Source organism: Paenibacillus tengchongensis (assembly GCF_008973665.1).
Taxonomy (GTDB): domain Bacteria; phylum Bacillota; class Bacilli; order Paenibacillales; family Paenibacillaceae; genus Paenibacillus_AQ; species Paenibacillus_AQ tengchongensis.
This window is the reverse complement of the sequence record NZ_WACP01000011.1, coordinates 125,309-148,300: the sequence shown is the minus strand read 5'-3', so window position 1 is coordinate 148,300 and position 22,992 is coordinate 125,309. Positions and strand designations below refer to the sequence as shown.

Below are 22,992 nucleotides of genomic sequence, written 5' to 3'. Positions count from 1 at the left end.
GTTTAACGGTTGTTCTGATTCAGCTTGCTGTGCTTGTATCCGTACAAAGCATATATAACGAGACCGATCGCCAGCCAGATCAGGAAGCCGATCCAAGTCTCTCTTCCCAGATTATACATCAAATAGCCGCACGCTGCCGCACTTAGCAGTGGAATCACCGGCACCCACGGCACCCGGAAGCCTCTCTTCATGTCCGGATGGGTACGCCGGAGCACGATGACACCGAGCGACACGACCAGGAAAGCGAACAAGGTACCGATGCTGGTCAGGTTGGCCAGACGGTCGAGCGGCACAAAGCCGGTCATGACAGCAATTATCCCGCCGACCATCCAGGTGCTGCGCACAGGGGTATGTGTCTTCTCGCTGACTTTGGACCAGGCCTTCGGCAGCAGTCCGTCCCGTGAAATTGCGTATAAGAGGCGTGTCTGGCCGAAGAGCAGTACCAGCAGAACCGTCGTCATGCCGGCAATGGCGCCGACGGAGATCAGTCCGGCAATCATATTCTGGTCGACAAAGCGCAGTGCGAACGAAACCGGATCGCTGACATTCAGGCTGGTGTACGGAACGATGCCTGTCAGGACCAGCGAAACCAAAATATAAAGCACGGTACAGATAGCCAAAGATGAAATGATACCGATCGGAAGATCTCGCTGCGGCCGCTTGACCTCTTCGGCCGCCGTAGACAAGGCATCAAATCCGATATAGGCAAAGAAAACGGTTGCCGCACCGTTAACCACGCCGTCGAACCCGAACGGCATGAACGGAGTCCAGTTCTCGGGTTTTACATAAAATATGCCGGTAAAAATAAACAGCAATATTACCGCGAGCTTAATGACAACCATCACGGCGTTGAACCTTGCAGTCTCCTTGACTCCGCGGGTCAGCAGAAAGGAGATCAACAGAATAATAATGACTGCAGGCAAATTGATAAACGTTCCTTCGTCCGGATTATACGTTCCGGAAAGTGCCTTAGGCAAATGCAGGCCGAAGCCCTCCAGCAATCCCTGAAAGTATCCTGACCAGCCGCTGCTGACTGCAGCCGCGGCAACGCCGTATTCCAGCACCAGGTCCCAGCCCAGCATCCAGGCCAGCATTTCACCGAATGCTACATAGCTGTAAGCATAGGCGCTGCCGGATACGGGCAGGGTAGAAGCAAACTCGGAATAACAAAGTGCGGACAGCACGCAGGCCATTCCGGCCAGTACAAAGGACAGCACAAGTGCCGGTCCGGCATGCTCCGCGGCGGCAACACCGGTCATCACGAAGATGCCGGTGCCGATGATCGCCCCGACGCCGAGAGTGGTCAGATCAAAGGCCCCGAGGGTTTTGCTTAACTTGACATCGCCGCCCTGCGGCAGGGTCAGCGGTTTTTTGCGGAATAAATCCATTCTTTCGTTCTCTCCTGTCAACTATGAGTGAAATTGTAAATTCTTAAGGGGAAGTGGTCAGCAGCTTCATGCCGAGCCCCACATAAATGACTCCTGCAGCAAGATTAGCCCCTTCCTGCACCCGCGGCTTCTGCAGAAGCTTCGCACTGAACACCCCGGCAAAAAACGCCAGCGCGCCGAAGATGACGGCAGTCAGCACGATAAAAATCAGACCCAGCACGATCATCTGGAGCGGCACCAGCCCTGCATCATAATTGACGAATTGCGGCAAAAAGGTCAGGAAGAAAATCGCAACCTTGGGATTGAGCACATTCATCAGCAGGCCTTTGCGCAGCAGAGCGCGTTCATTTCTCTTCTCGCCTTCCGGTACCGTCAGCCCGGCTTTGCGGTTCTTCAGCGATTTATAAGCCAAATGGAACAGATAGAGCGCGCCGGCGATTTTGAACACAGTGAACAGCATCGGCGAGGTTTGCACCAGGATCGACAAGCCCAGCGCCGCCGCCAGCGTATGGACCGTGTTCCCCAACGCCAAGCCGGCAGCTGTGTACACCCCGGCCTTGCGCCCGTTCGTGATGCCCTGCGTAACGGCAAAGATCAGATCCGGCCCCGGGATAAGTATCAGTACGATGGCCGCCCCCATAAACAGCAATAATCCGGAAATACTAAACATACTCTTCCCCTCTTTCACTGCATGCTAATTAGCTTGCCCCTAATCAGGGTAATGGATAAAATCAGGCAGCTTGAAAACACTAACCTTTGCGATTATGATGGATAAGATTGGACACAAAAAATTCGAAACTTTTGGAGGAGATGAAATTATGGCCCCCAAGCCTAATCGTGTCGTCGTCATCGGCACTGGTGCCGTCGGCACCACAACCGCTTACACTTTGCTGCTGCGCAGACGCATGCCGGAGCTTGTCCTCATTGATGTCAATCACCAAAAGGCGCTCGGCGAAGCGCTGGACATGAACCACGGCATGCCGTTTGTCGGCGGCGTGAAGCTATGGGCAGGTACCTATGAAGATTGCCGGGATGCAGATATTATCATCGTGACCGCCGGCGCCTCCCAAAAACCGGGTGAGACCCGGATTGACCTCCTGCGCAAGAACATCTCGATTTTTCAGGACATTATCCAACGTATCGCTAAATACAACCAGCATGCGATTGTGCTCGTAGCCACCAATCCGGTGGACATCCTGTCTTATGCCACGCTGAAGATCAGCGGTTTCGACCGCAGACGGGTGATCGGCTCCGGAACGGTGCTGGACAGCGCACGTTTCCGTTACTTGATCGGCAAGCATAAGGAAATTGACCCGCGCAGTATCCACGGACAAATTATCGGCGAGCACGGCGATTCCGAGCTTCCGGTATGGAGCCTGGCGAACGTGGCGGGCATCGATCTGGGCTTTGACGAAGCGGAGCGCAATGAGATCTTCGATGACACAAAGAACGCCGCCTATGAAATTATCAATGCCAAAGGGTCCACTTCCTACGCAATTGCGCTGGCCCTGGACCGGATCGTCGTTTCCATTCTGCACAATGAGGGCGCTGTGCTGAATGTGTCCACTCTGCTCAACAACTATAACGGCGTATCCGATGTATTCCTTGGTGTGCCGTGCATCGTTGACCGTACCGGTGTGCGCGAGGTACTTGATCTGCCGCTCAGCGACGATGAACGCGCTTTGTTCCAGCAGTCGGCCGAGAAGCTGAAAGCCGAAATTTCCAAGCTTGATCTGTAACCAGGCTGCCTGCTGATTACAGAGAGAGGGCTGTTCCATGCTACCGGACTGGACCTGCATGAACAGCCCTCTTTTGCGTTCGCGCACAAAAGAGCCGCCCTCTGAAGTGGAAATGAACCACCACGAAAAGGACGGCTTTTCTACCATTAATATAACATGAAAGAGTAGGTCTGCCAATAACTCACCTTATTGATGTACCGGACGCTGATAATACTCGCGCAGAATAACTTCCGCTTCCTTGCCGTAAATATCAAAGCCGACATTGCTGCCCGCATCATCCTTATCATATAAAACCGTGCTCCAGTCCCACCAGAAGAAGCCGGCGAACCAAGGCTCTTTCCAGAAGCATTCCAGTGCGGATTTATAGAAATTGGCCTGCTCGCTCTGGGAGACCGGCAGATGCTTATGACTGAAATCCCAGGGCATCGTCGCACAGCCTTCGGCACTCCGGCAGCCGATTTCAATAAATACAAGTTGCTTGCCGAATTTCTCGGACAATGCTTTCAGGCGCGGCTTCTGGCGTTCCCAGGCGGCCAGCATGTTCTCGTAGCTCTCCCCCGGAGCGGACGCAACCGGATAGTAGGCGCTCGTGCCGATCAGATCCACTTCATCCAGCCAGGCGATCCCCTCTTCCTTGCCGTGGTTGGCATTGTATACAATCGGTCCGCTGTACAGACTGCGCGTCTCGCGGATCACTTCCCGCCACTCTGCTTCTCTGCCTTCCGTAGCCACCATCTCGCAGCCAATGCAGAACATTTCGCATTCCAGCTCTTCCGCCAGTTCAGCATAGTGCTTGAGGAAGTTCGTATAGTTGCGGAACCACTCCGCCCAGTACACATCCCCATCCTCGGGAAAACCGATCCGCGCCCGCCAGATGCCGTCACGCGAATTCACGACCGGCTTCAGGCATACCTTAAGGCCCAGCTCTTTGGCCAGCTTCACTGTGTGTGCAATGTCGCGGTCCGTCGGGGTATATCCGTAATCAAAGTAAATGTTGGTCGAGAATACAGTGTCCTGCCAGGTCCAGAAGGACAGAGCAATCCATTCGCTGCCGGTTTCGGCCAGCTTCCGCAGGGAATCCTCCGCCTCTTCGGTGCGGTACACTCCTCTTGGCGTTTCCCATCCGTATGTCATTCCTTTAAAAAACACTTCCTGCACTGCCGTCTCCTCCTATCATCGTAAAAACAAACTTGTGTAGACGGTTACATTCATTAAGCTGCTGCCTAATAAAAATAAGTCCTTAATAATTGTTAGAATAAATCATTGTCATAATAATAACAAGTTATTTTTCTGTTATTGATGATAGTTGTGACAACTTATACGCAGTGAACCTTATTTGGTTAACATAATATTATTTATGTAACTCTCGAATGAGCAAGCAGCGTTAATCTGCCTTGCGTACCTCTTGCGGGAGTTTGATTTGCAGCCTGGACATGGCCTCTTCTTTTTCCCGGTTCGTGATATGGGTGTAGACCGTAGTAGTTTGAATGGACGAGTGCCCCAGCAGCTCCTGCACCGTACGCAGATCCGCGCCTTTGCGCAGAAGCATAGTGGCGAAGGAGTGCCGCAGCTTATGGCTGGAATAGGCGCGGCGGTGCGGCGGCGGTACTTCTTCCTGGAAGCGGGCAAAAGCGGCGGCCGCGATGCCTTGAATACAGCGGATCGACAGCCTGCGCCCCTTCTGGGAAATGAACATCGCCTCTTCCTTTCCGCGCCAGGGCGCAAGGCGCTCAGCAAGCGCCTGTTCCAGAAACGGGAGCACATCCGCAGGCACTGGCACATAACGCCATTTGCGGCCTTTTCCGAACACGCGCAGCATTTGCCGCTCGGCATCGTAATCGCTCAGATTTAAGGTGTGCACCTCTCCGACGCGCAGTCCCATATAGGCCATTAGCAGAAAAATGGCAAGATTACGCGTGCGGTATTTCCCTTCCACTGCGCCAAGGAACCGCTGGAGATCGCCTTCCTCCAGAAAGACCGGTTCACGGTTCTTGTCCGTCTTCGATTTCTTGATCCCCGAGGCCGGATTGGCCTGCAGCAGCTCCAGCTCGATCAGGGCCTTGAACAGGCAGTGAATGGAAGCATGCTTGCGGTTACGCGTAGCATCACTGACCCCGCGCTCGCGGACAGATGTTAAATAGGAAACGACATGCAGCTTTTTGACCTGTTCAAGACGCTTGCCGTTCAGGCTGTGCAGAAATTCCCGCACATCGGCAAGATAGGATTTCTGGGTGTAAGCCGTATAACCGGCATCCTTCATCCAGATCAGAAACGCGTCCAGTGCTTCCTCGTAGTCAACTTCCAGCTCATTCATTGTGCCTCTCTCCTTTTCCCGTTTAAGCCGGTTAAGCCTGCTTAGCCGTATCCGTAATATCTTCCCGCCAGCGGGCAGCATGCTTCTGCACCAGGTTAAGAAATTCCTCCAGAGCCGGTGAAATCCATTTCTTATGATAGACCGCCGTCTGCGTGGCAACCCGCTGCATGTTGTGATTCCAGTTCAGGCGGGCCAGCCTCCCCTCTTCAAGCTCCTTCCTGACCGTGATCAGCGGCAGAAATGAGATCCCGAGTCCGGATATCACACATTGCTTGATTGCTTCAATGCTCCAGAACTCCAGCTTCGGGTCAGGAAACACGCCATGCTGATGGAGATACTGCTCGAACAGCGTGCGGTATGTACATCCGGTTTCTGTATGCAGAATTGTCTCGTTCATTAAATGTCGGGGTTCAATCTCCGGAAGCAGGCAGAGCGGATGATTCAGCTGAGCCACCAGCGCCATGGCCTCATGAATGAGCGTTGTCGTCGTCAGATCCTTATATTCCGTTTCCGGCTGCAGCAGAAAAGCGACATCCAGCTCGCCGGAACGGACGGAATCGGCCAGCTCCCAGCAGACGCCCGGCTTCAGCGTGATCTGTACCGCCGGATACCGGCCGCGGAACTCCTGGATGATGCCGGGCAGCCTGAAGGCGGCCAGCGATTCCGGTGCACCGATCCGGAGGCTCCCGGCCAGCTCAGCTTCCGGATGCAGCGCCTGCTGAGCCAGATCATGCATCCGCGATATCTCCTGCGCGTAAGGCAGCAGCCGGCGGCCGGCATCGGTCAGCAGGATCCGCTTGCCGATCCGGTCAAACAGCGGCTGGCCCAGCTCCGTCTCCAGCGCCTGGATCTGCGCCGTAATGCTGGACTGCGCATAGTCCAGCCGCTGCGCGGCGCGCGTGAAGCTGCCGGCTTCCACCACAGCCAAAAAGGTGAACAGATGCCTGGATTCCATAGTTTTCTCCCGCTTTCCATCCATCGGTTTTTTGAATCGATGTCATTCAAAGTTTCTGTTTTTCCAATGGAACTATTATCTGATACTCTATAACTAATTACAAGCAAAGGCAGGAATACCTTATGAGCAAAGCTCCAACCTCTTTACAACAAAATATTGGCCTACCGCAGGCCATCGCCCTCTATATCGGGGCCGTTCTGGGCTCGGGGGTGCTGATCGTGCCGGGTCTGGCCGCCGAGCTGGCGGGTCCGGCTTCGCTGCTGGCCTGGGGGATGATGACGCTCCTGATTCTGCCGCTCGCCTTATCCATGGGGCTGCTCTCAGCCAAGCATCCGAATGCGGGCGGTGTCTCACATTTCGTAACGCTGGCCTTCGGTCCCCGTGCGGGAGCACTGGTCGGCTGGTTCTTCCTGATGTCCGTGCCGATTGGCGGTCCGGTAGCCGCTTTGACGGGAGCCGGATATTTGACCGCAGCCATGGGCTGGGGAGATGCCGCCAGGGTGGCCATTGCCGGAGGCATGCTCACAGCCGGACTCCTCGTCAACTGGATCGGGATGAAAGTAGCCGGCAAAGTACAGATTGCGGTAGTCATCGCCATTATCGCCGTGCTTGTCTTCGCTGTATCTGCGGCCATGCCTGAGATGGACAGATCCGCCTTCACCCCTTGGATGCCGCACGGCTGGAACAGTGTCGGGCAAGCCGCAGCTATCCTGTTCTGGTGCTTCATCGGCTGGGAGGCCGTATCGCATCTGTCCGAGGAATTCAAGGACCCGCAGCGTGCCGCCATTAAAGGCGTCAGCATCGCCGCAGCGATTGTCGGCGTGCTGTATTTTCTGGCCGCGCTGGCGACGGTGGGCACCCGAAGTTACTTGCAGGGCGGAGCGGATTCTTCCCTGGTGCGGATGATCAGCGGTCCGCTCGGTGCCTGGGGCGGTTATATTGCCGGATTAACGGGGGTGTTCATTTGTACTGCGACTATCATCGCCTATACCGGTGCGGCTTCCCGGGTCGCCTATGCCCTGGCACGCCAGCAATTTGCTCCTAAAGCGATGGGCAGGATCTCCGGCCGGTTCCATACGCCTACCGGAGCTATCGGATTTTTGCTGATCTGTTATGTGCTTGTACTGCTTCTTTATGGCAGCGGCACCGTAAGCATCACAGAGCTGATTCAGTTTCCGAATGCCACATTCATTCTGACCTACATCGGAGGCTGCGCCGCCGGAACCCGGCTGCTGCGGGACAGCCGGATCGGCCGTGCCGTCAGCTGGATCTCCCTGCTGGCCACGCTTGCCGTGCTGCCTTTTACAGGCTGGGCGATGCTCTATCCGCTGATGATCATGCTGGTGTTCATGATGATTACATTCCGCCGGAGTCCGAAAGCACAGAAAGCATCCGTAGCTCATAATCAGCAAGCTCCGCAGCGGGAGCGTAAAGTTCAATAACACAGCAAATACCGCCGACTGATCCGGGATGAACCGGCAATCGGCGGTATTTTACTGTACAGCAGCTGTAGTCAGGGTACTTCAATGGAGAATACGGCACTAGTCTGGTTCAGAACGTACACGCCATCATCTGTCATCCAATTCGCGGAATACATATAATAGTATCTTCCGCTCTCTTCCGGCGCCGTGAACAGCTGCCCGGATAGAGGCACCTGCTCATAATTGCCGTTATCGATCCAGCGGTATAACAGCTCTTCGGTGGGCGCCGGAGAATAATCAAGGAGGATTTGCAGGCGTTCTCCCGGCTGAACCGTCGTTGGCTCTACCTGATCCAGCATCCCGGGTATTCCCACGTAATCCGCACAGCCCAGATAATCCCAGCAATAGCTGTTCTGCATTACTGTAACATCCGCTTCGGCTGCATGTACGGAAGGAAGCGGCGGCTTTGCCCTGTACTCCGGCAGGCTGTGAGTTACTTGCGGAACAGGGGTGTTCAACCCGGCCTCCAGGCCCGGCTCCCCTTGCTGCACAGCTGCAGCGGTTGCCGATGCGGCCAGCACAGGCGGAGTTGCCTCCGCTGCCTGCTCTTTGCCGGCTGTCTGTTCGTCATGTCCGCAGCCTGACAGAATCAACGCCAGTATGGCTGCCAGAATAACTATGCTTAAGGGTATCGGTTTCATTGTATTTCACCTCTGCCTATACAGACGCATTCCCAGCGCAGAAAGTTTCCTCATATTGTAATTTCATGAACTGTAATATGGACAAGCAAAAATAGATTTACATATTATTTATTATGTTAACCTTGTGAACATATATAATCTCATCTCTCTTCATATATGTAATTCCTCCCATTATCATGCAGCCATTCTGCCAGTTCCCAGTCTAATATTAAAAGAACTTCCAAGTCTTATTTCATTTCGGAGCTGACGGTTGCCGTCTTCATGGATGGCGAGTACAGAAAGGCTATGCTCTAGTCCCGAAACAAGAACTGACCGTTAACAAGCCGGCCCCCAACCAGACGGGACCGGCTTGAATGATAAGGCCGACAGATATTTACACTTTATTAGGTTTACATAATATTTGATATGTTAACCAACAGACTTATCCATTACTATTTCCGCAAAAATGCCCCGATCCGCTGCGCCGCCTCCAGCAGCCTGGCCTCCTCTTCCACCAGCGCAATCCGCACATAGCCTGCTCCCTGTGCACCGAAAGCGTCACCCGGAATGACGGCAACTCCGGTCTCCAGCAGCAATTCACGGGCGAAGCCGCGCGAGCGGCCGTCGCTTAGCCCGCCTCCGCCATAGGTCTTAGGCAGCGGTGCCCAAATAAACATCGTCGCCTTGGGCTTCGGCACCAGCCAACCCGCCGAGGCGAGTGCTTCCACGAAGATGTCACGGCGGCGCTCATATAGCGGCGCAACGGATAGTTGGCCGTCTCCCTTCATCGCCAGCTCCAGCGCGGTCACCGCCGCCTCCTGTACCGGCTCAAAGACGCCGTAATCGATGTTGCTCTTCAGCTCCCGCAGTGCACCTACTGCGTCACGGTTGCCAGTCAGGAAGCCGATGCGGCAGCCGGCCATATTGAAGCTTTTGGAGAACGAGTGAAATTCCACAGCAGTATCGATTGCCCCGGGTACCTGCAGAATACTGAGCGGCTGATAGCCGTCGAAGCCCATCTCGGAATACGCCAGATCATGAACAATCAGCACCTCCCATTTCCGCGCCAGCTTCACCAGCTTCTCCAGATATATGAGGTCCACGGTGACAGAGATGGGATTACCGGGAAAAGCAAGCAAAATAAAGGACGCCTCCCGCCAGATTTCCTCCGGAATGCTGTCCAGATCAGGCACCCAGCCGTTCTTCTCCAGCAGCGGCAGCGGCCAGGCTTTTACCCCGGCAATGGCCAGAGAACCGGCATAAATGGGGTAGCCCGGGTCCGGCACAATCGCCAGGTCTCCCGGATTGCAGATGGACAGGGCCAAATGGGCCAGCCCGTCCTGCGAACCCATCAGCGATACCAGCTCTGACCCGGGATCGACGGCGACACCGAAGCGCCAGTTCATCCAGGCTGCGGCTTGCCGCCGGAAGGCCTCGCTTCCCCGTGAGGCCGGATAAGCATAACTGCTCTCCTTCAGCACCGCTTGGCTAAGCTGCCGGCGCACTTCCGGCACCGGTGCCCGGTCCGGGCTGCCGATGCCCAAATCAATAATATCTTTCCCGGCCGCCGCAGCCTCTCTTCTCCATTCTGCCACTTCGGCAAAAATCGAGGAGCCCAGCTGCTCCAGTTTATCTGCTCTCCATTTCGGTTTTATTCTTGTTGTCTTCAAGCGTCATCCACCTACTCATTTTTTTGAACTATTATAGCATGGAGCTTACCTGCTTGACTGCTGCAAAGCAGTAAAACATATAAAATTACATAAATGGGGTTTTTAGAGCATTAATTTCTATGACTACTTGTCCAAATAGGAATAAAAAATCGGCTTAAAATAGAAACAGCGTATAATTTATATTATACGCTGTTTTTTACGGCGGATTTTTGGCGGTTTTAAGCGAAAAAGCAGCCTCTGCTTTCGCCAATCCAATTCGCCAGCACATATTCCTTTATTTGTATGGCGACTTCACGTGGAGCAGTAAAAGTTGTATCCATAGTCGGCATCGGCGGATTGCAAGCTGTCTGGATATATGTAGTTGCGGTCGGGATAAATTTAAACAAGATAGACAAATGCCGCCTCCACGGGCATAGAATAGAGCATCAATCGTTAAAGGTGGGTTATGCATGGCCAAGAATAAACGCGGCAAAGCACTGTGGCGTCTGCCTTCGCGGGCCAGAGGCACCTGTCCGATCTGCGGCAGCACACGCATTAAGCTGCTGTACATCGGTAAGGGAGCCCAAGGGGAGAAGCTGGATGTCTGTAAAAAATGCGACGGAAAACAGATTCAGGCCGTCTGATTGAATGCACATGTACAGCGAACAAAGTTCTTCTTCATGGCCGTTAAAGTAAATAACCGTGAAAAAGGGACTGCCGCATTAAAGCGGCAGTCCCTTTTTTACAGCCTATACCCTTATTCCTGCTGCGGCACCCAGTTGGGCACTCCGTTATCCTCCAGAATGCCAAGGGTCACATCGGAGATGTACGGATCGGCCAGCAGCTTGTCCCTCACCTTAAATTTGATATCGTCGGCATCTGCCAGCGTCATGCCCCGCTTCAGCTCAATCAGACCTTCTACATGATAGTAGCGTCCTTCCTGCAGAATACGCAGCTGATAAATATCCGTCACCAAGGGCTCATCGAAGATAATCTTCGATACCCGCTCCTCAATTTCCGGCGGCGCGGCCACACCGATCAGGCCAACCATATTGTCATAGCCGACGCGGAACGCCACCCCGACCATCATAAAGCTGATCAGGATACTGGACACCCCATCGAGCAGCTTAAAATCGGTCAATGCTGTCACGAGCACTGCAATCAGAGCCAGCAGCCCGCCGCTGGTTGCCACCATATCCTCATAGAAGACCAGACGCGTCGGCGGTGCAGCGCGCTTCACATTGCGCAGCGAAGCGGTGAATTTACCGAAGCCCTTGGCTTCCACCCGCGCATCATGCAGCACTTCATTCATAGCCTTCACCCATACGAAGCCGTCGGTTCCAATGGACAACACCAGCACTAGAACGTTGATCCAGTATCCTGAAGACTCCGTGTTGGGATGCTGCAGCAGATGCCAGCCTTCAAGCATCGTTTCATAGGCCATGATCGTGACGACAATCACCGCCACCATGCAGAACAGGTTGATGACGCGTCCGAACCCGTCAGGGAAACGTCGGGTCGGTCTTTTCTCAGCCAGCACACTGCCGGTAAAGACGAACATCTGATTGACCGCATCGGCAATCGAGTGCATCATGGTGGCAAACATCGAGCCGCTGCCGGTTATGGCAAAGGCCACCCCTTTCACTACAGCTATGCAGGTGTTGCCAATGGCCGCAGAGCCCGAGGACTTGTTGCCTTTCTTAATTAAGCTTCCTAAAGTTTCACGATTGTCATTCATACACCCGAATGCCTCCTTTGCGCCAGTCCGGTTGGGATGAACCTCCGGGCATCCGCAGCTTCTCATAGTTTGTATGTAACTATTTAACCGCGTAAAGGATTTTTTTATCACCGGCATTCCGCACATATGCCCGTTTATTGCTCCGCATAAGGACCAGATACGCGCTCCGGAAACCCGGGTTTGATCCACAGCCTGGAGATATCAAGAAAGCCGAAGGAGCCGGTATGCAGGCCGAACAGGCTTTGATTCAACTGGGCCTGCTTCTTCATATGACATCCATGCAACAGCCAGCATTGCTTGTACAAGAGTTGTTCGCCCTGCAACAGCAGCTTTCTACGCCCTTCCGCCGCAAGCGAAGTAATCCCGTTAAGCTCTGATTCCAAAGCCTTGAGCTGGTCCGGGAGCAATAAGGTATGCAGCAGATTGGACTTGTTGACAAAATAGTTGAGCATCCCCCATTCCCAATCATCCTCCAGAACCTCTTCAGCCATAAATATATCGGCCTTATCTATGATGGCCTCCATCTGGAATCTGTCATAGGTAAGCAGACGGAGACGCAGCCCGGCTGCTTCCGCTCTCCGCTGCAGCCATAGTGAGTCTTCGCGTTCCTCTGCCTTAAATGAAGCATAAGCAAGCGTGATCTCTTCTCCCTGATAGCCGCTCTCCAGGAGCATTTCCCGAATCTCCGGCAGGGATGATTCACGCCATTTATGGACTTGGCTCTCCCAGGGCATGAAGCTGGACGCCGGAAACGAGCGTTTCCCGCGCAAATCCCGGATCAGTGCCGGCGGATGGTACAGTGCCTGCAGCGCCCGGCGAAATTCCAGCTCATGATGAGCGCCCTGCCGCTGAAAATTAAACATCATATAGCGGCTGCCAAGTGCAGGGTAATCAATATTGTTGCTGCAGCCTTCCTGAGCGGAATCGTCCGCGGAAAGGCCCGGCAGTTCATACTGCCGCACACCGGAGCCCATTTCCGGCAAATACCACACCTCCACCCGGTCGAGCAGCGGACGGTAGCCGTAATAATCGTCGAAGGCAGCCAGTACGAGTCCGTCCTCACTCAGCTCAGCTAACCGGTAAGGACCCGTTCCGACCAGCCTGGCCTCCGGATCACTGTCATAAGGCAGAATCGACATGTAGACCGAACTCAGCGTATGCAAAAAGAATACATTGGGCCGCTCCAAATCAAAGCGGATCCGGTGCTCCCCGAGTATTTCCACCTGCTTGACGTCCTTGAAATGGTCAATTGCGGGACTGTTCCGGTCCCTCAGCCGTAAATAGGTCTCCTTTACATCTCTGGAGGTCAACACGCGTCCATGGTGGAAACGAACTCCCTTGCGAAGATAAAAGATGTAGCCTGTATGGTCTTCGTTCACCTCCCACATATGGGCCAGTCCGGGCTGAAATTGCTTGTCCCCGGCATCGAAGGTCAACAGGGTGCTGCAAATCTGCTCAATGATAAAAGCTTCAAAAGCAGTATAAACCGTGCAAGTATCCAGAGGCTCCAGCCGCCGGCTCATCGAAATCCGCAGCGTGTCGAGTCCGGTTGTCGTCTCCGCTTCACTGTGGTAGCCCATTTGTTTGTTGAGCAGGGCCAGCAGCCGCTCCTGCAATGCGGCATTGCCGCTGAGCTGGCTGATCAGCTCGATGCCCTGCTTGATTTTTCCTTTGCCGATCAAATCCTGCAAGGCCTGCTCCATCACCTCGTCGATGCCCCGCAGAAAGGTTATTTCCGAAGTATGCCCCCGACCCCGGCCCGGCTGCCAGCGGATCGTACCGCTCTCTTCAAACCGGCGGAGGATAAACTTGACATTGCGCGGTGTACAGCACAAAATCTCTGCCAGCTGCTCAATGGAGACCGCGATCGGTTCAAGCATCCTTTGGGTGACATTCAACGCTCCCGCCAGGCGGCTATAATGATTCATTTGTTGGTCCATACTTTCCGCTCCTTTAAAGGTGAAACAAACCCCGAAAACCTTACACTTTTATTTCCCCCTTTTATCACTACAATTATACCTAATGCAGCAACAGGCAGGTATACATAAAATTCGTGTCAAGATTAGGAGATTCACAGATATGAAAAAGCAATTGCAGCAAGTCCATCCTCTGGCCTGGACCATTATCATCGGAACGATGTTCGGCCGGCTGGTGACATCCATGAGCATTCCGTTTCTCTCCATTTATTTAACACAGGTGCTTGGCGCTTCATCGACCCAGACCGGCTTCACGGTGGCCGTCAGCTCGCTGGTTGGCGTCATGGCCAGCTTCTACGGCGGTTATATCTCCGATGTCATCGGGCGCAAAATCGTCATGCTGGTCTCTGTATTCGGGTGGGCCCTGGTGTTCTTCGGCTTCTCCGCCGCCCAGCACCTATGGGTGTTCTTCCTGGTCAATATGCTCAACGGTTTATGCCGCTCGGTCTTTGAACCGACTTCGCGGGCCCTGCTCTCGGACCTGACGCTTCCCGAGAACAAGCTGCTCGTGTTCAATCTGCGGTATGCGGCCATCAATTTAGGTGTCGTGTTCGGGCCGATCATCGGCCTGCAGCTCGGTTCGACGCAATCCACCTTTCCGTTTATGATTGCCGGAATCGTCTACATCGTTTACGGGGCTGTGCTGTTCCTGCAATTTAGGGTCCACGGCTCCAGCATGCCGGCTTCCCCGGTGAAAACGGAGGCCCCACGTCTGCGTGAAGCACTGGCCGTTACCGGGCGGGACCGCGTCTTCCTGCCGGTTCTGCTGGGAACCGTATTCTGTGTTCTGGGTTATGGACATTTCAGTTCCACACTGGCACAATATTTAGCAATGAATCCGCAGTTTGCGAACGGCAGCCAGCTATTCTCCTTCATGCTGTCGCTCAATGCAGTAACTGTGCTGGTGGTGCAATACCCCGTCGTGCGTACCGCCCGGCATTTCCCGCCGATCGTTCCGCTGATTCTCGGCAATCTATGCGTCGCCTTGAGCATGCTGCTGTTCGGTCTATCCGGCGGAGTTGCGCTCCTGATGTTCAGTGTCGTATTGTTTACCGTAGGCGAGGTACTGCTCTTCACTATGATGGACATGCTCATCGACCGGATTGCCCGGCCGGAATGGAAAGGCACTTATTTCGGTACGATGGGCTTCAACAATCTGGGCAATGTACTGGCCCCGGTGCTCGGCGGACTGCTGCTGGACCAGTTCGGCGGCGGCAACGGACCTGCCGTATTTATTCCGCTGGCCCTGAGCACGGCTCTTGGCCTGCCCTTCTTATTGACAGCCCATAAGCGTCTTGCTTTACGGGAGCGTCAAGAAGGACAGGTACATTCCGTACCCGGTACCTATACCAATTAGAATTTGCGGGAGGCGCACACATGATTGAGTTAAGAGAGATGACCATTGAAGATTATGACCAGATGTATGAGCTTTGGCAGCGCTCGGAAGGGGTGCACGTCAGCCAGGCGGACTCCCGGGACAGCATCGCCGGCTATTTACGCCGCAACCCGGGGCTGAGCTTTGTCGGCGAATCCGGCGGCCGGGTGGTCGGCACGATTCTGTGCGGGCATGACGGGAGAAGAGGCTTCATTTATCATATGGCAGTGGACCCGGATTACCGGCATCAGCAGCTCGGCCAGCGCCTGGCGGAAGCAAGCTTGAACGGGCTGTCTGCCCAAGGGATCGATAAATGCCATATTTTTGTGATCGACGATAATGCTTCCGGCAACGGCTTCTGGCAGGCGGTCGGCTGGGAGAAGCGCAGCGGCTTCTCCGTGTATTCCAAGTCCTGTTAAACTGTCGGCTGCTCAGGTAACGGAGTACATAACCGCCCATTGCCGCAGACGTTCCCGCATGTACTCCCTTAGGACAAGAGGCTGCAGGACTTCAGCAGTGGGCGGCAATGTCAGAATCTCCGTACAAGCATGATGGTAATCATAGAGGTTGAACGTAATGATCATCCTCTCCTCCTCCTCCTGTATACCGGTAATCTCCAATTGTTTGCGTAAAAGTATGTCCTCTCCCTCTGAACGGTTGAAGCGGACAACGACAGGATAGCATTCCTCCTTCCGGCGGGCAGAGATGAAGCTTTGCTCCTGTTTGCGCCAGTATTCCTCCAGGGAGAAGTGTTCCGGAATTTCAAAGGTTTCTGTTAGCTCGTTCAGACTCGTAATCCTTCCGCATTTAAAGGTTCGCAAGGCTTGTGCCGCTTCGCAATAAGCGACCAAATACCATTCCTCCTGCTTCACAACCATCCCGTACGGACGGACACAGCGTTCGCTGATATCCCCGTTAACCTTGCGGTACCCGATAGCCAGCTTACCTGAACGCAGCAGCGCTCCGCGCAGCGGCTCAAGAAAGGGATGCTCTGCCTGCCCGGTCCACCACGGCGTTTCATCGAAGAAAAAGCGGCTTTGCACCTTGTGCAGATCGGCCTGATAAGCCGGAGGCAATGTTTTTCCCAGCTTCATCAGTGCGTTCATAAGCTTCAGCCGCGATTCTTCCGTATTCCCAGGACGCAAGCCCATGCCGTTCAAAAAAAGCTGCAGCACCTCTTCTTCATGCAACTGGCGTAAATTTACCGTATATCCGGGCATCAGCGAAACTCCGCCCCCGGGTCCCGGAGCAGATGTCAGCGGAATCCCCGATTCCGCCAGTACAGCGATGTCCCGGTAGATGGAACGCACCGAGGTTTCCAGTGCCTCAGCCAATGCACCGGCCGTCATTCTCCCCCGCGACTCCACCAGTAATAGTATGGCAATCAGACGATGCAAGCGCACCCTCGCATTCCTCCCTGCTAATAAAAGTAAAGGCCATATAAACCCTGACAATCACTTGTCAACATTATAGCTGTACTATAAGTACATATCCAATGAACATTTCAATATATAAGGAGCTGCCAGTGACTATGAATATCGGTATTTTAGGAACAGGATTCGGAGGTTATCATGCCCGCTTGCTCAGCGAAATGGGCCAGGCCGGACAGATGACCGTCTTTGGAAGAAACCGTACAAAGCTCGATGAACTGGAAGCCGCTTATGGGGTGAGGACTACACAGTCCGTAGAGGAAGTTCTGCAGGACCCATCGATAGATCTTATCGATATATGCCTGCCTTCCAGTCTGCACAGAGAATACGCCGTCAGGGCGCTGAAGGCCGGAAAGCATGTATTTTGCGAGACCCCTGTCTGTCTGAGCACGGAGGATATCCAGGCGCTAAGCGAAGCCGAACAACAGTATGGTACCAAAGTGATGGTCAACCAGTTCATCAAATTCGATCCGGCTTACCGCTACTTGTATGATTCCGTGCAAGCCGGGACATACGGACGCCTGCTGTCCGTCACACTCCGCCGGGAAACGCCTCCGCTCTGGGGCGATTTAGGCTTGGCGAATATCACCACCAATCTGATGATTCATGAACTGGATATGCTTTGCTGGCTGCTTGGCCCCACAGAGATATCTTCGGTATGGGGTACAGCAGACGCCGATAACCGCCAGTCTCTGGTCCGTGCGCAATTCATCGGCCAGCATACCTATGCGGACATTGTCGTCTCCTCGCAAATGCCGGAGAGCTACCCCTTTACTGTAAGTTATGAGGCCTACTTCGAAGGCGGCAAATTGAGCTTCCATGAGAGCGAGGATGCTAAAGGGAATGTTGACACGGCACTGATCGAGCATACCGTTAACGGAACGCAGCATATAACGCTGCCCAAGCATAACCCCTATGAGCAAAGCTTGCGGTACGCGCTGGACCATTTTGCAGATTCGTCTTCCTCCATAATCTCGCTGACATCTGCGCTGCAATCGATGAATCTGGCTATGCAGCTCAGAGACAGGCTTTCATCAAAAGGGGTTTAAAGCATTCCCTGCTGGCCTCCCCTCCCTTATTCAAAATGGTGTAATAGTTAATTGGGAGGTTGTTGTAGATGTATGGAAGAAAGTTTATAGGGAAAGGTAAGGTGTTCTTTTATGAATTTTTCACATGGTGAAATATAGGAAAATGAAAATATTTCTATTGTTGTTTTTCGCACTCCTTAGAAATCATTTCGTTAAATAAGTTACATATTTTATGTTATGTTAACCTTTTAATCGTAATTGCTATCTGACTTAGCGGAACCTTTATCCACGGTATAAAATGCCCTGCCCTCAGCTGCAGTCCGTTGAGAGCAGGGCATTCCTGTTTTTCACACTGAAAATTATTTTGAAAAGCGGCTACCGGCCTGATTCTAATATCACTGATAATGCTCCGTGTAACGCCCCAGCTCAAAGATGACATCGGCGCTTAGCCCGGTCCACTCCTCACAAGATGCCTGCGGATGCAAATCCAGATAGGATTTCACCATTTTATAGCCTTCGCTGTAGCCGTAGGCATACGGGATTTCCGCCCCATCGCCGTACAATATTAAGCTTTGCTTATTCACGTCAAAAGTTCGCAAATAAGGCTCAATCTTGGCCCAAAGCTCTTTGTCGTACTCCGGATATACATAGGAGAAATCAATGTCCGGATACACCAACTTCTCGAATAGGACTGCCTTCCCTTCAAAGACGATATTATCCAGTATACGGAAATACGTTCCGGCCGATCGGTACTTCTCCGCCCACACCGAATGGTGGTACTCATGGGCAATCCCGGCCCTCATGGTATCATCGGTATACAGCCAGTTATACTTTACAAAGATCTTTCCTGAGCCTGCTGTCGTCATGTGTGAAGCGGAAGACGAGATCGACGGGAACACACATACATTCTGCTCTTTCTCCCCCGGCAAAAGTGCAGCGGATTTCAGCAGCGCTTCCCGGATCACTCCGTTGATAGAGTCTGCTGACATCGAATCCACCAATTGCTTCAGCTCTTTTAACCGGTCCGGCGGCTCGTTCAACTGGGATTGAACCATATGTATAAATTCGGCATCCTGAAAACAGTAGCTGTAGACGGGCTCAACCACCTCCCGCTGGTATATCGCTGACAGCTCCGGGTTAGATCCGGTCTTGGCCTCAGCAATATAGTTGTCAAACAGCTTGAACACGCTGATAATATTGAAGGTCTGACCGGTCTCAGCACTGTTGAAGGTATATATTAGCCCATCAGCCGGAGAGTCCGCTTTCCGGGAGGAATGGATTAAGAACGATACCAGCAGCAGCAGTAATAATATGGACAACCTTTTGATGAATTTAGGCAAATGAATTGGACCTCCTCTTATGTATAGTTGTTAACTTAACAGGGCCAAGAAAGGCTAGCAAGTGCAAAAGTCCTTTTCATAGCTCATTTGGACAGAAAAAAGAAGAAGCACCAGAGACCTTCTCCGGTACTTCTTCAACTTATATAGGGATAAGGATATCCCCGCCCGCCTAAGTCTGCCCCACCCAGTCCTGTCCGGCGATGGCATGCCAGCGTGCGCGGATTTCGTCATACAGCTCCTGCGGCAGCGGTCCGTTCTGCAGGAGTGCGGCATTTTGCGGCCAGCGGTCCGGGTTACGCGTACCGACAATAGCTGTGTGCACGCCGGGGGTGCTCAGTGTAAAGCGCAGCGCGATCTCTACGCCATGCTGAACATCGTCCAGGAAGCCAAAGCCGAGCTCTTGTAACCGCCTCCAATAGACGTAAGCATAATCGGTCTCGGCTACTTGGGCCTGGGCCCAGGCCGCATTGGCAATCGGCCGTTTGGCGGTCACACCCATTCCGCGCTCTGCCGCTTTGCCCAGTGTTAAATTAATGACCTCCTGATCGGCAATGTTTACCGAGGTCTCCAGGCTGTCGAACACTCCGGACTCCACAGCATACAGGGCATCGTTGCGGTCTCCGCTATAGCCGATATAGCGGGTCTTACCCGCCTGCTTGGCCGCTTCCAGCACACGGATCACTTCCCCGCGCCGCAGGATTTCCTCGCTGCAGCTGTGTAAATGAATAACATCGACATGGTCGGTGTTCAGGCGCTGCAAGCTCCGGTCAATGCTCTTCTCCAGCAGAACCGGGTCCCAATCGGCATATTCCAGACCCGCCGCGTGTCCACATTTAGTGAAGAGGTAATAATCATCGCGGCGTCCGGCCAGCGCTTTACCGATCAGTTCTTCGCTGCGGCCGTAGCATTCCGCCGTATCAATCAGATTCAGACCACCCTCCAGCGCCTTTCCCAGCAGACGGTCCACCGTCTTTTCATCTGCTCCGCCGATTTCCGAACCGCCGAAGCCGAGGGTACTGACGTACATGTCGGTGTTCCCGTATTTGCGTCGTTCCATGATGTCTCCTCCTTGAATTAATCAATATCGGCGATCTTCCATGTCCCCTGCTTGTCCGGCAGCATGGCTATCGTGAACCCCCTGTCGATAACATACCCATCCGGAGAAGTCCAGTAATAGTCCACTTGAAAGCTCGCCCACCTCTCTTCTTTAAAGGGTATGCCAAGCACAGTCATCTTGTAGAAATGATAGGAGCCCTGGTTATCCACAAAATGGCGCAGATTGTCTGCGGTTGCCGCCGATTTCATCGTAGCTGCAAATTTCCCGTAATCTTTATCCGCGATAGCTTGGATGACATCCATCGCTTCCTGCAGCGCCTGCAGCTTCCCCGGGTCATTACCCACATCCGGTTCCTCCAGAAACACACCTGCTTCCAGCGGGCCCAGCTTAACGAGAAATTGCGAGCTGCGCAGCATCTCCAGAAACAAAGGCAGCATCGCGCTGCGCTGTTCATCCCCGGTCCGGATAAACACATCGTAAGCCTGTCCCTGGACTTCAATGGTAAATTGATCGAGCGTAGCCGTACCATCCTTGCTGCTTCCCTCATACTCTTTGTATTTCAGTAAGTCTGCCGACTGTCCGGAAACCGGGGGGGCCTTCGCCGGATCGGCTGCCTGCTTTACCATCGCAATATAATTCTGCTTGTCAGCTGTTCCCCAAGCGGTGCCGCCTGTAACAGTAAAGCGTGACATCGTGTCCGGCATGTACAAGCCAACCGGCTCGTCCACAGCCCCGGAGAACGAAGTCGGCACATATTCGTCGCCCATCTTGAACTGGGTTTCACCGCCGCTGTACTGCGAAACACCGCCTTCCAGCAGCGCCTCAGAGTGTGCAGGGGCTGGTGAAGCAGCGGATGCCGCAGGGGCTGGTGAAGAAGCGAATGCCGCAGGGGCTGGAGATGCAGTCTTACTCGCTGCAGGTGCAGCGGATATGCCAGGCGTCTCTCCAGATGGAGCTGCACTGCCGGTGTGGGCTGCGTCATTGTCACTCCGGCCAGAGTCATGCTGAGCTAAGTTCTCTTCCCCGCAGCCCGCCAACAGAACTGCCAGAATTGTCACGCAGCATACCGGCCGGCTTAGCTTCCTAGATATCTTCATTCCAATCACCTCAATGACCAGACGCTGGAATTTACCGGAAGTTGCGGTCAGCGGAGCCGCAAAGCGGTCGTTTTTATTTCTTCACCCTATTAATGCTTAATGTGCTGAAATATTGGCTGGGATTGCCCTGCCGGGGATTGAAGCGTTCCTTGAACTCTCCGCCCGTATACTCGCCGATGACCTTATGCCAGAAGCTGCGCGCGGGCGCATTGGCCCGTACCTGCGACACCTTCCAGTCCCCGGGAAACATATCGAACAGCCGGTGGGCAGCCCAGGTGCCCAGGCCGGAACGGCGGTATTTCTGCATCACGAAAAATTCGGTCATATAAAATTGCCCTTCGGAGCTGCGCAGCAGCCGGTCCACCAAAGCAAACCCGGCAATCCTCCCGTCTGCGGTAAACAGGTACGGAAATTTGTTGTTCCCGCTGTTCCAATAGGCATCCAGACCGGGATAGGCGGGAAATTCCCCGTTCTGATCCACTTCAAGCTCCAGGTAGCGGGTGAAATCATACAGATATAACTGCATCAGCCTGCTGATCGTCTCTTTCCGCTCCTTCGGCACCAGTTCCAAACCTAGTTCCATTAGAGTTCACCTCGTGCGTTTATGTTACGTGTGCTTCAACATATTTTACCCAAAAAACCTTCATAGAATAAGAATCCGCGAGACCGCTCGTATAGACAACGCCGCTCTTCCTACTCCCCTATGGTCTCATCTTTCTTCATCCTTAGTGTCCCGGCTTTAGATTTGGCAACGGGAGTGATCAGGGCATTTTCCATTTCATATTTGGCCAGGAATTTATGTCCCTCCTTGGAGGTTTGAATCTTCTCATATCTGGCGCCTGCTACTTTGACCTTCTCCAGAATTCCAAAGGACATTAATTTGGGCGCAACATGATAATACAGTGCGATTCTGCTGTCACTTTCACCTGTCCCGTTCGTGATCCCGGTAGCAAATGTGTTTGACAATGTAATCAGCACTTTTAGCAGACTGACATTTTTTTTGGTTTTGGTGCTGGAAACCTCCTTAGGCAATGTAACAATTGTCGTATCGAGTATATTCTTCAATTCCTCATAATCGAAGCCATTAATCAATACCCTTTGATCCTGCTGCTTCTTCAGCCGGTCTAAATCAGCCTTCAGCCTGCCGTTTTCCTTCAATAAAGCGGTGTTCTCTCTCAGCGCCTCTTCTACATTGTCCGCCAGGTCCGGCTTTCTCCATCCGGTCAGAGTCTCATCCGCTTCGAATTCCCTTAATGACTCCAGCGCAATCAACCGGATATCCTTTAAATCTTCAAAGAACGTAAAGCGCTCCCCCTTAACCTGTTCTTTGAAATTCATATAGGCCGAATAGTTTATCCTTTCCAGGTAAATAGGATTCTCCCTCGTCTTTTCCTGCAGTTTATGGTCATTAAGGACGACTGCAAAGCGGTGTTTACCTAATGCTCCGGCGTAGTCATATTCCCAATGGGCAAAGCTCTTGCCCGATTCTTCCTCAATGCCCCCGTATCTGCCGCCCAGGATCAGCATAAATACATCCGATTCCTGTATCCAGCGCTGAACCGCTGCTTTGTGCGAGCTGTCCCCTGACTTAAATAAATCCATCCCTGCCGGAATATGACCCGCATTTAGCACCGCCAGGACCGCCGCTTCTCTTTCTGCAAGCATTTCTGTATGGGTTGAGGATATATAAACCTGAAGTTTCTTCTTCATCTGTAACGCCCCTTATTTAGTTCAGTCCCTTGATTATACAATAAGCTATAAATTTAGACCTCTACTGTTTGCAGGCATGGTAAAATAAAGACAAG

The 22,992-nt window shown here is 53.2% G+C and carries 21 protein-coding genes; 6 read left to right on the top strand and 15 right to left on the bottom strand.

All coding sequences use genetic code 11. From position 1 onward, the window contains the following. Positions 1 to 2: 2 nt before the first annotated feature. Together bcaP and F1381_RS18720 are read right to left on the bottom strand one after the other, a co-directional pair. Positions 3 to 1,388 carry a branched-chain amino acid transporter BcaP gene (bcaP, locus tag F1381_RS18725; protein ID WP_151736363.1) on the bottom strand — a complete coding sequence of 462 codons (1,386 nt, stop codon included), beginning with the start codon at positions 1,386 to 1,388 and terminating at the stop codon, positions 3 to 5. A gap of 43 nt (positions 1,389 to 1,431) precedes the next feature. Then, positions 1,432 to 2,058: a LysE family translocator gene (locus F1381_RS18720; RefSeq protein WP_151736362.1), complete on the bottom strand. Its 627-nt coding sequence runs from the start codon at positions 2,056 to 2,058 to the stop codon at positions 1,432 to 1,434. A 148-nt stretch (positions 2,059 to 2,206) separates the two neighbouring features. On the opposite strand from F1381_RS18720, the gene F1381_RS18715 reads away from it, so the two are divergent. After that, positions 2,207 to 3,127 carry an L-lactate dehydrogenase gene (locus tag F1381_RS18715; RefSeq protein ID WP_151736361.1) on the top strand — a complete coding sequence of 307 codons (921 nt, stop codon included), beginning with the start codon at positions 2,207 to 2,209 and terminating at the stop codon, positions 3,125 to 3,127. A 186-nt stretch (positions 3,128 to 3,313) separates the two neighbouring features. Here the strand turns inward: F1381_RS18715 and F1381_RS18710 are convergent, their stop codons facing one another. The 3 genes from F1381_RS18710 to F1381_RS18700 all read right to left on the bottom strand — a co-directional run bounded on the left by F1381_RS18710 (position 3,314) and on the right by F1381_RS18700 (position 6,396). Next, positions 3,314 to 4,261: a glycoside hydrolase family 113 gene (locus F1381_RS18710; RefSeq protein ID WP_151736474.1), complete on the bottom strand. Its 948-nt coding sequence runs from the start codon at positions 4,259 to 4,261 to the stop codon at positions 3,314 to 3,316. Between the two features lie 250 nt (positions 4,262 to 4,511). Continuing rightward, positions 4,512 to 5,441, bottom strand: a complete 930-nt coding sequence (locus F1381_RS18705; protein WP_151736360.1) for a tyrosine-type recombinase/integrase — start codon at positions 5,439 to 5,441, stop codon at positions 4,512 to 4,514. 31 nt (positions 5,442 to 5,472) lie between these two features. Next, positions 5,473 to 6,396, bottom strand: a complete 924-nt coding sequence (locus tag F1381_RS18700; RefSeq protein WP_151736359.1) for a LysR family transcriptional regulator — start codon at positions 6,394 to 6,396, stop codon at positions 5,473 to 5,475. A gap of 122 nt (positions 6,397 to 6,518) precedes the next feature. Between F1381_RS18700 and F1381_RS18695 the strand changes: the two genes are divergently transcribed. After that, a complete protein-coding gene (locus tag F1381_RS18695) occupies positions 6,519 to 7,838 on the top strand; it encodes an amino acid permease (protein ID WP_151736358.1) in 1,320 nt (439 codons plus the stop codon). 71 nt (positions 7,839 to 7,909) lie between these two features. Here the strand turns inward: F1381_RS18695 and F1381_RS18690 are convergent, their stop codons facing one another. Together F1381_RS18690 and F1381_RS18685 are read right to left on the bottom strand one after the other, a co-directional pair. Continuing rightward, on the bottom strand, positions 7,910 to 8,518 hold the full coding sequence (locus F1381_RS18690; RefSeq protein WP_151736357.1) for a hypothetical protein: 609 nt from the start codon (positions 8,516 to 8,518) through the stop codon (positions 7,910 to 7,912). Between the two features lie 431 nt (positions 8,519 to 8,949). Then, complete coding sequence (locus tag F1381_RS18685) at positions 8,950 to 10,167, bottom strand: aminotransferase class I/II-fold pyridoxal phosphate-dependent enzyme (protein WP_246188098.1); 1,218 nt, start codon at positions 10,165 to 10,167, stop codon at positions 8,950 to 8,952. Between the two features lie 449 nt (positions 10,168 to 10,616). On the opposite strand from F1381_RS18685, the gene F1381_RS28410 reads away from it, so the two are divergent. Further along, positions 10,617 to 10,790: a hypothetical protein gene (locus F1381_RS28410; RefSeq protein WP_187355442.1), complete on the top strand. Its 174-nt coding sequence runs from the start codon at positions 10,617 to 10,619 to the stop codon at positions 10,788 to 10,790. A 113-nt stretch (positions 10,791 to 10,903) separates the two neighbouring features. On the opposite strand, the gene F1381_RS18680 is transcribed toward F1381_RS28410, so the two are convergent. Together F1381_RS18680 and F1381_RS18675 are read right to left on the bottom strand one after the other, a co-directional pair. Further along, positions 10,904 to 11,884 carry a cation diffusion facilitator family transporter gene (locus F1381_RS18680; protein ID WP_151736356.1) on the bottom strand — a complete coding sequence of 327 codons (981 nt, stop codon included), beginning with the start codon at positions 11,882 to 11,884 and terminating at the stop codon, positions 10,904 to 10,906. A 134-nt stretch (positions 11,885 to 12,018) separates the two neighbouring features. Next, complete coding sequence (locus tag F1381_RS18675) at positions 12,019 to 13,824, bottom strand: ABC transporter substrate-binding protein (protein ID WP_151736355.1); 1,806 nt, start codon at positions 13,822 to 13,824, stop codon at positions 12,019 to 12,021. Between the two features lie 139 nt (positions 13,825 to 13,963). Between F1381_RS18675 and F1381_RS18670 the strand changes: the two genes are divergently transcribed. Both F1381_RS18670 and F1381_RS18665 read left to right on the top strand, forming a co-directional pair. After that, the gene (locus F1381_RS18670; protein ID WP_343043435.1) at positions 13,964 to 15,217 is read left to right on the top strand and encodes an MDR family MFS transporter; all 1,254 of its coding nucleotides are present in this window, start codon (positions 13,964 to 13,966) and stop codon (positions 15,215 to 15,217) included. 20 nt (positions 15,218 to 15,237) lie between these two features. Continuing rightward, the gene (locus tag F1381_RS18665) at positions 15,238 to 15,654 is read left to right on the top strand and encodes a GNAT family N-acetyltransferase (protein ID WP_151736353.1); all 417 of its coding nucleotides are present in this window, start codon (positions 15,238 to 15,240) and stop codon (positions 15,652 to 15,654) included. A 12-nt stretch (positions 15,655 to 15,666) separates the two neighbouring features. Here F1381_RS18665 and F1381_RS18660 read toward each other — a convergent pair whose 3' ends face one another. After that, positions 15,667 to 16,638, bottom strand: coding sequence for a helix-turn-helix transcriptional regulator (locus tag F1381_RS18660; RefSeq protein WP_151736352.1), 972 nt, complete (start codon positions 16,636 to 16,638; stop codon positions 15,667 to 15,669). A 128-nt stretch (positions 16,639 to 16,766) separates the two neighbouring features. Here F1381_RS18660 and F1381_RS18655 point away from each other — a divergent pair, with 128 nt between their 5' ends. Then, entirely contained in the window at positions 16,767 to 17,714 is a 948-nt protein-coding gene (locus F1381_RS18655; protein WP_151736351.1) for a Gfo/Idh/MocA family protein, read from the top strand. Between the two features lie 374 nt (positions 17,715 to 18,088). On the opposite strand, the gene F1381_RS18650 is transcribed toward F1381_RS18655, so the two are convergent. The 5 genes from F1381_RS18650 to F1381_RS18630 form a co-directional block, all read right to left on the bottom strand. After that, positions 18,089 to 19,012: a DUF2268 domain-containing putative Zn-dependent protease gene (locus tag F1381_RS18650; RefSeq protein ID WP_222850461.1), complete on the bottom strand. Its 924-nt coding sequence runs from the start codon at positions 19,010 to 19,012 to the stop codon at positions 18,089 to 18,091. A 190-nt stretch (positions 19,013 to 19,202) separates the two neighbouring features. After that, positions 19,203 to 20,090, bottom strand: a complete 888-nt coding sequence (locus tag F1381_RS18645) for an aldo/keto reductase (protein ID WP_151736349.1) — start codon at positions 20,088 to 20,090, stop codon at positions 19,203 to 19,205. Positions 20,091 to 20,107: 17 nt separating this feature from the next. Further along, on the bottom strand, positions 20,108 to 21,148 hold the full coding sequence (locus F1381_RS18640; RefSeq protein ID WP_222850460.1) for a hypothetical protein: 1,041 nt from the start codon (positions 21,146 to 21,148) through the stop codon (positions 20,108 to 20,110). A 112-nt stretch (positions 21,149 to 21,260) separates the two neighbouring features. After that, on the bottom strand, positions 21,261 to 21,770 hold the full coding sequence (locus tag F1381_RS18635) for a GNAT family N-acetyltransferase (protein WP_151736347.1): 510 nt from the start codon (positions 21,768 to 21,770) through the stop codon (positions 21,261 to 21,263). 110 nt (positions 21,771 to 21,880) lie between these two features. Further along, the gene (locus tag F1381_RS18630; RefSeq protein WP_151736346.1) at positions 21,881 to 22,897 is read right to left on the bottom strand and encodes a DUF4062 domain-containing protein; all 1,017 of its coding nucleotides are present in this window, start codon (positions 22,895 to 22,897) and stop codon (positions 21,881 to 21,883) included. Positions 22,898 to 22,992 lie beyond the last annotated feature (95 nt).